Source organism: Bacillus sp. FJAT-45066, assembly GCF_002335755.1.
In the GTDB taxonomy this organism is placed as follows: Bacteria; Bacillota; Bacilli; order Bacillales; family Bacillaceae_I; genus Bacillus_CD; species Bacillus_CD alkalisoli.
This window is the reverse complement of the sequence record NZ_NISQ01000001.1, coordinates 1,114,565-1,128,632: the sequence shown is the minus strand read 5'-3', so window position 1 is coordinate 1,128,632 and position 14,068 is coordinate 1,114,565. Positions and strand designations below refer to the sequence as shown.

Below are 14,068 nucleotides of genomic sequence, written 5' to 3'. Positions count from 1 at the left end.
CGTTGTTGATTTGCGTGCAAGACTTCGCTTTCCGCGGGCGGTAAAAGGAAGGTTATTTTCACTGTCGTGAAAAAACCTACTCCTCGGCGCATGCGCCTGTGGGTCTCCCGCTCCCCGCTTCTCCCGCAGGAGTCTCAGCCTTGCACGGAGGAAATCAACAGGTACTAGTACTAAATTATCAACACTAAGTTTTAACATAGCTTATAATTAAATAACGTTCGATATAAAACCTTAATTATTTAAGAATAGGTTTAATATTCGTTTTTCGTTTAGTAATTGTACATTATGAAACTCACTCATGTATAAAGTACTTTTAAAGAATCTTATCATACGATACAAGTTTATCACAATTAATATACAGCTAACTGATAACTAGATTAATAGATGTCAAAACGGTTAAAGGTGCCAGGCACCTGTAATTTTTTGTAATATTTAAGGTTAGTTTATGACGCCTGTTTCGTTGATGATGACGTCTACTTCTATTTCTACTGAGGCATTTGGGTATAGTTGATTCCACTTTTCTTTGTCCCAATTTCGGTGTTGATGTTTAACTTTATAACCTATACCGAGTGGGTCTATTTCTAGCTTCTGAAAAAAGGCTATCATTTGTTCTGCTTCTAATTTGATTTGTTCTTCCATTTTCTTTTCAATTTCTTTAATTAAATCTTTATCTAATTCACCTCCACTATACTCTCTAATTATGGAATCTGTAGTTACTTTCAATTGAATAATTGGATTTGTAAGAGCATCTTTTATTTTCAACTCTCTTTTTGAAGATACATTTATAACGGAAGTACTGCTACCGTCATTTTCTAGGTCTACTGTAACAACTGTATAATTTACGTTTTTCTCATAAAGCATTTTAAAAATATAATTAAATTCTCCTTGTAACTTTCCAACATATTTATCTTCTTTAAACAACGCGATTCCTTCAATAAAAGCTTTGTTGCTTTGTAACGTAAGAAACGGTAATACTGGATCGCGCCCTTCTGCATAGTATGATTTGGTGAAAATTTGCAAGTTTGTTCTCGGAATAATTCCTAAATCAATGTTATGTTCAATTAAATCGGAAAAAAACATACCATTATCAATATCACTATACTGTTTGTTTAGTTTATTTTCCACGTCACCTTCCACTACTGCTAAATACATTCGCGCTCCTGTAGTGGGATCTCTAATAAATGTATCCAAAATATTGATAATTCCTTGTTTTGCAATAGCTTCACTAAATAGTGCTACTTCTATTTTTCCGCTCACTAAAGGCTTCGGTGACATTCTATCTATTTTGTCACGAATATCTTTACTTAATTTTGCACTTTCCGTTAAAGCGTTATTTTTCACTAATTTATCTGGACTATAACTCGGAAAAACTGCTGTCGCCTCAATTAAACCTTCTTCTGTCAAATCATATCCGACTGCTGTTACTAATTGAACATCATCTAATATTTCTTGATTAATACATCCTGTTAATAGGAAGGAAATAATGAATAATTTACTTATTGTTTTCATTTCTTTTTCCTCCACTTAGTAATAATGATATAAAAAACAAACAATAGTGGAATGTAAATGAAATCACAAAAGATACCTATTTGTGAAGTAACGGTTCCTAATAGTACTACTTCCTTTCTACCTTTAAAATAAAAGCTAGAAGCAAGCACTATTAACAATACGACAATTGTTGTATTTTTTTGTTTCATACCGATAATCTGTTTCAACCCGCGTGATGCTACCCAAAACGCTAAGCATAAGTTAGGTAATATTATTAACGTCCATGATGTAATCCCAATATACTCAAACCTTTCCGCTATTGGCATTTCTGCTATTTTCCAAAGCGTTAAGGTGGCCCATAGTTGCTTTGTTAATTGCTCTTCACTAAAATAACCTAACGAAATGATGGTAATGAAAAAATATGTCATTGTTGTTATGAAAGCACCAATATGTGCCCACTTCTGAGATTTTTTTGCATCTTTCACAAATGGATAAAAGAAAAGTAACGTTGAGAATCCAAGAAAACTGAACGACACTTCTTTAGTTGCTTTTAAAATTTCAATTGGACTATGATTCCAAATTGGGAAAAGAGACTCTATATCAGAATAAGGAATTGGAAATAGAAAAGTTAAAAATAAATAAGCAGGGATTACTACCCCTAAGAAACAAATACCTGCGACCGTTCTAAACCCGCCGAATAATGTATACATGATGAGCGTTAAAAAAGCAATGCTCATCCAAAAAACACTTATATCAGGAAACATCCAAACTCTAATAACTTCAAAATATGAAAAAATAATCGTCATTCCAGACAAAATATAATACACAATCCAAATAATACTTAAGAAATTACCGACTAATTTCCCGAAGATTTTTTTATGAATCTCTATTAAATCCATTTGCGCTCGGTTTAAAAGCATATACATAATCCAAATAACGAGATGGACTGAAACTCCAGCTATTAATACAGCAATCCAACTATCATTTCCGGCATTTTTCACTAAACTTTGTTGAAAGCCTAATATTCCAACGCCGACTTGAACAGAATGGATTAAAAACAAAACAATAAAAGGTGATATTTGGAATGATGCATGTATTTGTTTGTTCATAGACAAACCATCCTAAGTTGAATATTCATCAATATCTTTTAACTTCTTCTTTTCTTTATTTTCAAAACGAATTGTTTCTTCTGATTGTGTTTCGATTGGGCGCTTCGTCTGTAATTGGAACGGTAAACGAATAAACGAATCTTTTAAGTCCGGCAACCTTAATGGATAAACAGGTTCTAAAAACGGTCTGCCTAATGATGTGAGCCTTAACAAATGAATGATTAAGAAACAAAAGCATATGCCTACTCCAAGTAATCCCCAAATGTGAGCAAGTAGTAAAAATGGGAAGCGAATTAAACGTATCGTATTACCCATTTGATAAACTGGAGTCGTAAACGATGCAAGTGCGGATAACGCGACAATAATTAAAAGCACGTTACTTGTCAATCCAGCTTCTACTGATGCAGTACCAATAACAATCCCGCCAACGATACCGATTGTCTGACCAACTTTTGTAGGTAGACGCGCTCCAGCTTCTCTTAATAGCTCAATGGCTAACTCTAATATCATGGCCTCTAAAAAAGGAGGTAATGGTATCGCACTTCTAGAAGTGACAAGCGTGCTTACTAAATCTTTTGGAATTAATTCATAATGATATGTTAGGACAGCCACGTAAATTGGTGTAACTAAAATGGAAAATATAACGGCTAAGAAACGAATAATTCGGAAAAAAGAAGCTAAAATCCAGTTAAGAAAATAGTCTTCAAAAGCCGAAAAAAATTCAATTAATGTTGTTGGGCCAATGAGGCCATGTGGTGCGCCATCTGCAAGTATGACTACCTTTCCCTCTGCAAGAACTGCTGCAATTCGATCTGGTCTTTCCGTATCAATAAACTGAGGAAATGGTGAGTTATTGTTATCTTGAATAAGCTGAGTGATGTACGAACTATCATTTATTTGGTCAAATCGAATATCTTCAATTCGCTGGATTACAGTGTTTACGTTTTCTTGATTGGCAATACCATGTATGGATAATACAGCAACTTTCGTTTTGGATAACTTTCCAACCGTAAATTCTTTTACTTCTAATTCAGGGATAGGTATTCTTTTTCTTACAAGATTTATGTTTGTGTTTAATGATTCTGTAAAAGCTTCTTTCGGTCCAACTACACTAAACTCAACTTCTGGAAGGGAAACGGTTCTCCCTTTTCTTTTTTCAGCCGGAAGTAGTAAGCATTCCTCGTCTTCTTCGTTCAATTGAACTGCCACATGTCCATTTAATAATTGATCTTCTATTTTTGCTTCATTTTTAGTAATAAATGAATTTTCAATTGGAATAGCTTGCATAACTTCTTCTAGAGTTTTATATTCCTTTTCATTTAAATACGTCAAAATATCACGATGGATAATATCTGTATCTATTAAGGAATCTATATAATAGATGTGATAAGGTGTATTTGCAAATTCGTTAAACGAACTAATAAAGTCATTAGACTTTTTTAGCTTATATAAAAAATAACTTGCTACTTTGTCCTGTTCCTTAGCAAGTTTTCGTTTTTCTTCGAAAATGTATTTCTTATGCAACCATCTTCTTTTCATCATCTCACCTAACTCACAAAAAATGCTATTTTCATTTCAATTAGCTTACCCAAACAAAACAAAAGTTACCAAAAATATTTCTATATTATTACAGGTGCCAGGCACATGTAATAATATGGAAAAGACTACCTTTCTTTGTGAAAGATAGTCTTTAAGATAAAGGTGTTTTGAATTGTCTTTCTGTTAGCTTTCGGTTGATTTGACTAACTCTAGGTGGATTAGTTTATCGTCACCTGGTGATAACACGCCACGTCCATCTGTGTTATTTGTAATAATGTACAATCCTTTTTCGGATAAGCGTATATCTCTAATGCGGCCTACACCATTCCAAAGTTCATGGACTGTTTTCTTTTCTAGATCAAATGCATAAACATTATTTCCTCTTAGGCCTGCAACATATAACACACCGTCTCTATAAGCCATTCCCGAAGGAGCCCATGTGTCGCTTCCAGAATGAAAGAGTGGCGACACCATACTTTCTTGTTCTTCATCACCTGTTATAATTGGCCAACCATAATTTTTTCCGGCTTCAATGATATTAATTTCATCACGGCCAGAAGGTCCATGTTCGGAAGCATACATGATATTGTTTGAAACATCCCACGCAAGTCCTTGAGGGTTACGATGTCCATAAGAATAAACATACGATGAAGGAAAAGGGTTATCATTAGGAACAGAACCATCTAAATTCATACGAAGGATACAGCCAGCCAGATCATCTCGTTCTTGAGATAACGAAGTATCGCTAGCATCACCCGTCGTTACATATAATTTATTGTCAGCACCAATCTTCATTCGACCACCGTTATGAATTCTTGCTCCTTTAATATTATCTAACAAAACATTTCTTTCTTGCCATCCGTTTTCTGTCTTTTCTACTAACACGACTCTATTTTTCACATCTTTTTCCGTGCCATATGTATGATAGATAAAAGCTAATTTGTTATTTTCAAAGTCGTGGTGAAGCTCTAATCCTAGTAAACCACCTTCCCCAATTGAAAGTACTGGCTCTGATAAGTTCACGGATTCTCGATCTACTTGTCCATTCGAAACTCTTACGATAGAACCTCCACGTTCTGTTATATAGAAAGTGTCACTTGCTTTAGTAATAGACCAAGGTATTTCAAGGTTCTCTCCCAGGATTTCTTCGTTCAAAACTTGAATATTACTATTTACTGTTTTTTCTGAATCTACATTATCCTGTTCCTGTTGGGCTGAACTACAACCAACAATAATCATTACTATAAATAAAACGGTAATTCTCTTAAGCATCTCTACCTCCTAAAAAACTTGTCTTTACCATCTATCATACAAAATCAGCTCTCACTATGAAAATAATTTACTCTTCACCTAAACATTATGACCAAAATAACTACTAATTGTTACAAAAGCAACAAAAAAATCACAAGAATATTAAATGTGCTAGGCATCATTAATATTCTTGTAATAATTACAATTACATCATTGGATTACCTTTCATGCCAACCCATAGTACGGATTGTTCGATTTGGGCAGCCATTTGGATTAGTAAATGCTCTTTGCCTCTTGCCGCCATGAATTGTACACCAACTGGCAATCCTTCTTTTGATATGTGTACAGGAACTGACATTGCCGGTTGTCCGGTTAAGTTAGCTAGCTGTGTAAATGGTACTCGTTTTAAGCTATCTTCAGCAAGTTGGTCCACTATTCCCATTTTCTTTAGTATTTTAGCTGTACCCATCCTACCTGTGACATTTAACGCTATCTTTTCAACAGTTTTTAAGTCATGCTCCCCTATTTTAGAAGCAGGAAATGCAGTTGTTGGTGTTACATAAAAGTCATATGTTTCGTGGAACGTTTCCATTGCATATGCTGCTTTGTCCCACGCTCGTAAACTTAATACAAACTCTTCTGCTGTCGTTGTTTTCCCTAACAATCCTAATAACCATGTTGCAGGTTCAACATCTTGGAACTTCACCTTACGTCCTAACAACTCTTCTAATGTAGACAGCGTTGCACTTACTTCCCCAAAATATAAAGTCAAGTAACTATTGGCAATTTTTTTACCATCAACAGGCGCTTCTTTTTCCTCTACAACGTGTCCTAACGATTCTAAAAATTGCACGGTTTTCAATACAGCCTCTTTACATGATTCGTCCACCGTAGTCCCGATTGGAGAGTTTGTTGTAAAAGCAATTTTTAGCGGCTTAGCTATCGGCAAAGACATTGCTTCTAAATAGGAGCCTTCATACGCTGGAACATTAAATGCTGCTCCTTTTTCCGCTCCAGCTATTTCATCTAAAACAGCTGCGCTATCACGAACTGTGCGAGTCAATACGTGCTCTAAAGTAGCTCCTTGCCAAAAACGTCCAAGACTTGGCCCAACTGGCGTTCGTCCCCTTGTTGGTTTTAAACCAAACAAACTACAAAAGGATGCAGGTATTCGTATGGAACCACCTCCATCACTTGCCCCTGCTATTGGCAACATTCCTGATGCAACCGCAGCTGCCGCTCCACCACTTGATCCTCCTGGTGTGTGACCTAAATTCCAAGGATTATGACTCGCACCATAATAAGTAGGCTCTGTATAAGCAACTAATCCAAGTTCGGGCACATTCGTTTTTCCTATAAAGTTAAACCCTGCGCGCTTCATTCTAATAGCATACTCTGAATCTACTTTGGAAACATATTTAGAAAATACAAATGAACCTGAAGTTGTTGGCTCTCCTTTTATTTCTTGTGCTATATCTTTTAATAAAAGTGGAATTCCAGCAAATGTCCCGTGGTTCACTTTAGCTGCTTCCACTTTAGCCTTATCATACATTTTATAAACAACAGCGTTTACTTTAGGGTTAATTTCTTCAATTCTATTAAAACATGCATCTAAAACTTCTGTAGGCTTCACTTCTTTTGTCTTCACAAGCTCAGCTAGACCTAAACCATCATACTTAAAATAATTAAAGCCTTTCATTATTATCCCCCCTACTACATAATATTCTTTATAAAACCCTTTTAACCTTTAATTCTTACTCAACAAAACACATTCGACAAAATTCGGGTGGTGCCTGGCACCTCTCGATACTATTTCGACAAATTCCGGGTGGTGCCTGGCACTTAAAAAGGCATCTGAAGAGGTTCATAAAAGGTAGGTTAATAAGATGAGAGAAATTTTGATTGGGATCTTGGCTTCTTTGTTTTTTGCAGTTACTTTTATTTTGAATCGATCGATGGAGCTTTCTGGGGGGAGTTGGTTGTGGAGTGCGTCATTACGATACTTTGCAATGGTACCATTTTTAGTAGCAATCGTTGCTTTTCGTAACAATTTCAAACAATTGATTGAAGAGTTCAAGAAAAAACCATATCAATGGTTGTTATGGAGCTTTGTAGGATTTGGACTATTTTATGCCCCTATCACTTTCGCTGCAGCTTATGGCCCTGGATGGATTGTTGCTGGTACTTGGCAACTAACAATCATTGCAGGTGTTTTAATGAGTCCATTATTCTTCTATAATATTCAAAGGATGAACGGATCAGCCAAAGTACGTCAACGTATTCCAATAACAGCGCTATACATATCCATCTTTATTTTACTTGGCGTTATCCTTATACAATCCAATACAGCAGAAGGCTTAACGATTACATCTACACTATTAGTTGTTTTTCCAGTATTAATAGCTGCATTTGCATACCCGTTAGGAAACCGCAAAATGATGGAAGTATGCGACAATAAGCTAGATACATTTCAACGTGTATTAGGAATGACATTAGCAAGTATGCCTTTATGGATTATTCTTGCAACAATAGGCTATTTTCAAGTCGGTCTACCTTCTATAAATCAAGTAATAAAATCTAGCATCGTTGGTATTAGCTCTGGAGTCATCGCAACAACATTATTCTTCATCGCTACAGACCGAGTTCACCAAAACCAAACAAAGCTTGCCGCAGTAGAAGCAACACAGTCCACTCAAGTTTTATTTGTTATTATAGGTGAAGTACTTCTATTATCAGCCCCTTTACCAAATGGAATTGCAATTGTCGGGATATTATTTATCATGCTAGGAATGATTTTACATAGCGCTTTCTCCAAAACCAAACAAAAGAAACCAATATTATTAAAAAAGAGCAGTACATAACCTGTCAAAGGTCATCTACTGCTCTTTCATATAATTTCATTATTTTCTTCGCTTCCTCTTTCATATAGGAAACGGCTGATTCAGGGGCTATCACTTTTACATCACTTCCCCAGCTGCAAATCCAATTGAAAAATCCAGGGCCGACGATCGCTTTAGTCTTTAAAATAAAAGTTGATTCATCCACTTTTTTAATTTCTGCATCCATTCCAAACTTATCGATAATTGGATTAATTAAAAATGCCTTTCGAAACTCTATTTCTACCCATTCTCCAGATCCAGAGAACATATTAAAATTCGTTTGCATGTACGTTTCAATATCATAATCCAACCGCTTGAAACGTTCGTCAATCACTTCTACATTCCTCATTCTATCTACTCGGTAATTAGATAGTCCGCCTTTGTTATCTTTTTGACCAACAACATAATATTGTCCTTGTTCCCAAATTAGATCGTATGGGTAATAAATATACTCTTTACCTTCCCTTTGTAAAACAAACTCACGATCAAGGTTATATTTCCCGTATTTAAATTTAATGGCATGTCTTTTTTCTATAGCTTGACGAATGGAGTCTATGTATACTTTCGTCATCTTATCGATGTGATTTATTGATTTAACATACTTTAGTGAACTCGGCAAACTTTTTGCAATATGTTCGCTTGTGAGTTTTTTCAATTTATTAATAATTGTCTTTTTTTGCGAATCAGAAATGAATTTAGCGGAAATAACCGCATCTACAAGCATACGTAGCTCATATGTTTCAAACACTCTCACTTGCTGGCTATACACTTTTTTCCCAAACTTCGCAACATCTTCAATTACATCAAAACCACTATCATTTAAAACATCAATGTACCTTTTAATCCTTCTTTTATCGATTGTATCTGTTAAGGATAGCTTTAGTTGTAGCTTTTGGATAAGCTCGCTCGTAGATAATTTATGTTCTTCATCCGATTGTTCCGTGAAAATCTTTTGTAATTCTAACAAAATACGCATATTTTGGATATCAGCCAATTTCTATCTACTCCTTTCGTACAAATACAGTTTTTACTATCATAATTATACCATATTATTACAATCATATATATAAACAGAAAAACCAGCTTCAAGTGCAAGGTAGGTTGTATTAGGGTATAAATAGTGAATGTTTAATATATAAGCTGAGTGTTTTAAAGTAAAAAAGATTTAGAATAGGAATCATTTTATTAAGGGAAAATAATACAAGCAAAATAATTGAAAACTTTTAATTATTCTACTTTAAGCTAATTCATTGACACTTTTTATAGTAAATGATACATTCTATTTATTATTCCGATAGATTAACTATGAATTTAAAACTTAAAAGGATGTGTACATATGAAAAAAGTAAACTTTTTATTCCTTTTCATCATCGTAATGCTAACTTTAGCAGCTTGTGGTACAGCTAACAACAACCAAACTGATACAAATACAAATGAAGATGCCAAAGCACAAGATACTTCTTGGACGGACGTTGAAGAGTCTGGAAAAATAATAGTTGGAACTTCAGGAACGTATTCTCCTATTACGTATGTAGATGAAAGTAATGAGCTTACTGGATTTGATGTAGAGTTAGTTCGCGCTCTTGGTGAAAAACTTGGTGTAGAAGTAGAATTTAAACGTATGGAATTTGACGGTATCTTACCATCTTTGCGTAACGGTCAAATTAATATCGCAGCTAACGATTTTGCTATTACGGAAGAACGTAAAGAAACATTTGATTTTGTAACACCTCATAAATTTTCTTATGGGTCAGCCATTGTACGTGCAGAAGATGCTAACAAGTTCGAAGATGCACTAGCCCTTAAAGACGTAAAAATCGGCTTAGGTTCTATGACAAGTAACTACGCACAATTTGCAAACAATATCGGTGCAGATGCAGTTGCTTATGATGGTGGTGCTCAGGCAATCTTACAAGATGTAGCTAATGGAAATCGGGATGCATACTTAAATGATCGCTTAGTTTTACTTCGTACATTAAAAGATTATAATGATGATCGTTTAGCTCTAGCTGAAAATGTTAAGTTCCATGCAACAGAAAGTGCAATCATCATGTTAAAAGGCAAAACAGCTTTAAAAGAACGTTTAGATCAGGCGATGCAAGAACTTTTAGAAGACGGTACAGTTGCTAGACTTTCTGAAGAATTTTTAGGTGAAGACGTATCTCAACCTATCGGTGATTCAGAAATCATCGGTTTAGACGGAAATTAATAAGCTGTAAGCTTGCAATGATTAAGTAAGAAATACAAGGAATAAAACCCTTGTATTTCTTTTTGTATAGGGGGTAAGAAAAATGCAAGATTGGTTCAACTATAATGAAATTAAATGGGAATATTTATATGATCCGGAGCTTGCTATCCATTCACTTCCACTGCTTATGGAAGGCTTGAAAATAACGATGATCATCGCGATTGCAAGTATGTTCTTCGCTTTGGTTCTCGGTGTAGTAATTGGAATTGCTAGAATGTCAAAATATTGGTTTGTAAGATGGCCTGCTCGTATTTATATTTCGTTTATGCGCGGTACACCGCTTCTTGTCTTTATTTTTATTTTATATTACGGTTTGCCAGTAATCGGCGTTCAATTTAATAGTGCGATCGTTGCGGGTATCGTTGGGATTAGTTTGAATTTTGCTGCTTACAATGCAGAAATAGTTCGTTCTGCTATCATGTCAGTACCCCGTGGACAATGGGAAGCTGCTGCATCGTTACAAATGGGCTATTTTCAAACATTAAGGAAAATCATTATTCCACAAGCAACAAGAATTGCCCTACCTCCTACTTTTAGTATTTTTATGGACATTGTAAAGGGAACATCTTTAGCTTCGGTTATTACCGTTCAAGAGCTTTTATATAGTTCTCGACTTATTGCAGGTAGAACGTTCGATAGTATGACAATGTATATTACAGCTGCTATGATCTATTGGATTGTATGTATCATAATAGGATTCTTCCAAGAAAGATTAGAAAAACGCTATAACCGATATTTAAGTCGCAGGTGAAGGGAGAGAGGAAAATGATTCAAGTATCACAATTGAAAAAGAAATTTGATGAAACTACTGTTTTAGAGTCCATTGACTTTTCTGTAGAAAAAGGCGAAGTTGTCTGTTTGATTGGCCCTTCTGGTTCTGGAAAAACGACGTTATTACGCTGCCTTAATTTGCTGGAACAACCTAATGCTGGTTCTATTACAATAGGAAGTAAAACGTTACGTTTTGATGGCAAGCCTTCCAATAAAAAAGATATTAGGGAACTTCGTAGTTACTCGGGGATGGTTTTTCAAGGATTTCACCTTTTTCCTCACATGACGGTGATGGAAAATATACTAGAAGCTCCCCTATTTGCGAAAAAAGGGAAAAAAGCAGATTTAGTTAGGAAGGCAGAAGAAATTCTTCGAAAAGTAGGTATGTTTGAACATAGTGAAAAATACCCTGATTCGTTGTCGGGAGGTCAGCAGCAACGTACTGCTATAGCCCGTGCGTTAATGATGGAGCCAGAAGTCATGCTTTTTGATGAACCAACTTCTGCGCTTGACCCTCAACTTGTTCGAGAAGTTTTACATGTTATCGAAGAGTTAGCTAAGGAAGGTCAAACGATGGTCATCGTTACCCATGAAATGAACTTTGCACGACGTGTGGCAGATAAAGTTTTGTTTATGGATGGCGGGGTTATTTTTGAAAAAGGTACGGCGGAAGACGTGTTAGAAAAGCCAAAACAAAGCCGTACTAGAGAATTTTTACAGTTGTTGGATGAATAGGTGTTATTTATTTTTCTATCTTGATTGGGTGCCCTTCATTCTATTTATGAAAGGCACTTTTGTTTTTTTCTTTCTTAATCAAGGTTCTTTCTTTAACTTTAATATAGTTATTTATTTCTGTTTTAAAACAAATAATTCTCTAACTAAACCTCCAACTACGGAAGATACTATAATAATAGCTATTAAATTAACAATCCTTACAAATGCATGAGGAGTGTAAATAACTATAATGCTTAGACTAATTACTTGTAATGCAAAAATTATTGACATCCATATTAAAAATCTTGGCGTAGCTTTCCACCTTTTATTCATAGACTCATCCTTTTAAGTTACTAGTTTACTTGATTTATACTACTGTTAGTTTAGAAAACTTCCAAAAAATATAATCAAAGTCAAAAATACAGAGAGACCTATTGAAACAATAATAGTAATTACGCTTCTTGCCAAGCCCTTCCAATCTTGTACACCAGAAAACCCTAAAACTCCTAATACTAAATTTATCATCGTAATAAATAAAATCAGATTTATACTGTGTATCCCAAACAAAGTTGTACTAGGAAAAGGTAAGATAAAAACTAATAAGATACAAATGAATGATAAAATAAATGCACCAATATTAACCATTTTCATTTTTTAGATCTCCTATTACTATTAGCTATTATTTATTTCCTTACGGTAGTTTCACTTGGCCTAGTGGCTTCTTTATAAACAATTATTTTCCACGATATGATAGTTGTGCTATCTCTTACACCATTCTCCTTGATAGTGTCCAACATTGATTGAAGAATGCTTTCATCATTAAAAGAAGAAATGAAAGAGTTATAAATGTTTATCGGATTTGAATACGGTTCATTTGGACATTCAATTAGACCATCAGTAGTAAGGAATAAATGATTTACTCCTTTTCTTAATTCCCTTATTCCAGTACTGTAACAAGGGACTACCTGTTCAAATGTATTAACTTGTCCAATCCATTCAAAAAAGTGTCTTTGGTTCAATTGGTATTGCCCTAGTGCAGTAAGTTCTTTATGAAATAAATAAAGAACGCAATCCCCAACGGAAAACCACCACACATACTTATCTTTTCTAACGACTATTAAACAAGCGGTTTCTCCTGTTATATTTTGGCAAGTTGACAAGAAATCTTCAGATTGAAACATAGTTAATATTTTTTCTTCAACCTTTTTGAAAGTTTGATAGGTTGTAGGTTGCGATAACAGATACTTTATCGGTTTTTTTTCCTTGTTAAATAGCTCTAAAATAATTTCTGCACTCTCTGAACTATTATGTGCGTCTAGAAGAATGGCAAACTCCCAATCTTCCTTTTCATTTTCCCAAACTAAGCAACCATCTTCGTTTTTATATTGGCCTGCATTCGAGTTACCACCATAACGACCAACAAAAACTTGATTCAGTTGATGAATATCTGGAGTATCAACGAAATTTTCTTGGCTCCCTACCCAACAAAAGTTTTTGTTTGATCTACTCATATGAGTTTTCTTCAAGGTGATTTTTTATACGAGTACAAAGTTCGATTACAGCATTTTCGTCGCCCATTGGAGCACATTCCCAATTATATACTGCCATTGGCCCCCAATATTCTTCTGGCGTGTTTGGATATCGTGCTACGAGGTGCATATGTAGGTGTGGTACAGAATTTCCTGAAACAAGTGAATAAACGTGCTCCGCTTTTTCTGATTCCATTAGAGCTTTACTGACCCTGGCCATTATTACGCCAAAAGCTTTTGCTTCTTCTACTGTCATATCACCAAGTGTCGGAGCGTGTCTTTTTAGGTCAATCATTACATGACCTAAATAATTTGGTTTCCCGTTTCCATCAATATGACCTACATACACATATTCGTCTTCGTATATCGTTACTCCTGAAGTTTCAATATTTCCAGCATGTTTCTTACAAATGAAACAATCATTCATGAAATTTTCCCCTTTAATTGTATTTCTAAAAAGTATAATATAATCACTTTCATATTGGTACAATTTTCTAAAAATCCCAAATAAAAAACACCTCCACAAACCGGAAGTGTTCT

13 protein-coding genes are annotated in these 14,068 nt (G+C 34.9%); 4 read left to right on the top strand and 9 right to left on the bottom strand.

Going from position 1 to position 14,068, the window contains the following annotated elements:
- Positions 1–438: 438 nt before the first annotated feature.
- The 5 genes from CDZ92_RS05715 to CDZ92_RS05695 form a co-directional block, all read right to left on the bottom strand.
- A complete protein-coding gene (locus CDZ92_RS05715; RefSeq protein ID WP_096154293.1) occupies positions 439–1,509 on the bottom strand; it encodes a Ger(x)C family spore germination protein in 1,071 nt (356 codons plus the stop codon).
- Positions 1,506–2,597: a GerAB/ArcD/ProY family transporter gene (locus CDZ92_RS05710; RefSeq protein WP_096154292.1), complete on the bottom strand. Its 1,092-nt coding sequence runs from the start codon at positions 2,595–2,597 to the stop codon at positions 1,506–1,508. Before CDZ92_RS05710 ends, CDZ92_RS05715 begins: the two co-directional genes overlap by 4 nt.
- 12 nt (positions 2,598–2,609) lie before the next feature.
- Positions 2,610–4,139 carry a spore germination protein gene (locus tag CDZ92_RS05705; RefSeq protein ID WP_227521487.1) on the bottom strand — a complete coding sequence of 510 codons (1,530 nt, stop codon included), beginning with the start codon at positions 4,137–4,139 and terminating at the stop codon, positions 2,610–2,612.
- 180 nt (positions 4,140–4,319) lie between these two features.
- Complete coding sequence (locus CDZ92_RS05700) at positions 4,320–5,408, bottom strand: PQQ-dependent sugar dehydrogenase (RefSeq protein ID WP_096154290.1); 1,089 nt, start codon at positions 5,406–5,408, stop codon at positions 4,320–4,322.
- Between the two features lie 184 nt (positions 5,409–5,592).
- Positions 5,593–7,086: an amidase gene (locus tag CDZ92_RS05695; RefSeq protein ID WP_096154289.1), complete on the bottom strand. Its 1,494-nt coding sequence runs from the start codon at positions 7,084–7,086 to the stop codon at positions 5,593–5,595.
- A gap of 187 nt (positions 7,087–7,273) precedes the next feature.
- Here CDZ92_RS05695 and CDZ92_RS05690 point away from each other — a divergent pair, with 187 nt between their 5' ends.
- Positions 7,274–8,248 (top strand): DMT family transporter, encoded by a 975-nt coding sequence (locus tag CDZ92_RS05690; protein WP_096154288.1) that lies wholly within the window; start codon positions 7,274–7,276, stop codon positions 8,246–8,248.
- A gap of 4 nt (positions 8,249–8,252) precedes the next feature.
- On the opposite strand, the gene CDZ92_RS05685 is transcribed toward CDZ92_RS05690, so the two are convergent.
- Positions 8,253–9,260: a helix-turn-helix transcriptional regulator gene (locus CDZ92_RS05685; RefSeq protein ID WP_096154287.1), complete on the bottom strand. Its 1,008-nt coding sequence runs from the start codon at positions 9,258–9,260 to the stop codon at positions 8,253–8,255.
- A gap of 342 nt (positions 9,261–9,602) precedes the next feature.
- Here CDZ92_RS05685 and CDZ92_RS05680 point away from each other — a divergent pair, with 342 nt between their 5' ends.
- The 3 genes from CDZ92_RS05680 (at position 9,603) to CDZ92_RS05670 (ending at position 12,020) form a co-directional block, all read left to right on the top strand.
- The gene (locus CDZ92_RS05680; protein WP_096154286.1) at positions 9,603–10,475 is read left to right on the top strand and encodes a transporter substrate-binding domain-containing protein; all 873 of its coding nucleotides are present in this window, start codon (positions 9,603–9,605) and stop codon (positions 10,473–10,475) included.
- A gap of 82 nt (positions 10,476–10,557) precedes the next feature.
- A complete protein-coding gene (locus CDZ92_RS05675; RefSeq protein ID WP_096154285.1) occupies positions 10,558–11,265 on the top strand; it encodes an amino acid ABC transporter permease in 708 nt (235 codons plus the stop codon).
- A gap of 14 nt (positions 11,266–11,279) precedes the next feature.
- Complete coding sequence (locus tag CDZ92_RS05670; RefSeq protein ID WP_096154284.1) at positions 11,280–12,020, top strand: amino acid ABC transporter ATP-binding protein; 741 nt, start codon at positions 11,280–11,282, stop codon at positions 12,018–12,020.
- A gap of 357 nt (positions 12,021–12,377) precedes the next feature.
- On the opposite strand, the gene CDZ92_RS05660 is transcribed toward CDZ92_RS05670, so the two are convergent.
- The 3 genes from CDZ92_RS05660 to CDZ92_RS05650 are packed head-to-tail and all read right to left on the bottom strand — an operon-like array spanning position 12,378 to position 13,955.
- A complete protein-coding gene (locus tag CDZ92_RS05660) occupies positions 12,378–12,650 on the bottom strand; it encodes a hypothetical protein (RefSeq protein WP_096154282.1) in 273 nt (90 codons plus the stop codon).
- A 32-nt stretch (positions 12,651–12,682) separates the two neighbouring features.
- Complete coding sequence (locus CDZ92_RS05655; protein ID WP_096154281.1) at positions 12,683–13,510, bottom strand: protein phosphatase 2C domain-containing protein; 828 nt, start codon at positions 13,508–13,510, stop codon at positions 12,683–12,685.
- Positions 13,503–13,955: an HIT family protein gene (locus CDZ92_RS05650; protein WP_096154280.1), complete on the bottom strand. Its 453-nt coding sequence runs from the start codon at positions 13,953–13,955 to the stop codon at positions 13,503–13,505. Before CDZ92_RS05650 ends, CDZ92_RS05655 begins: the two co-directional genes overlap by 8 nt.
- Between the last annotated feature and the right edge of the window lie 113 nt (positions 13,956–14,068).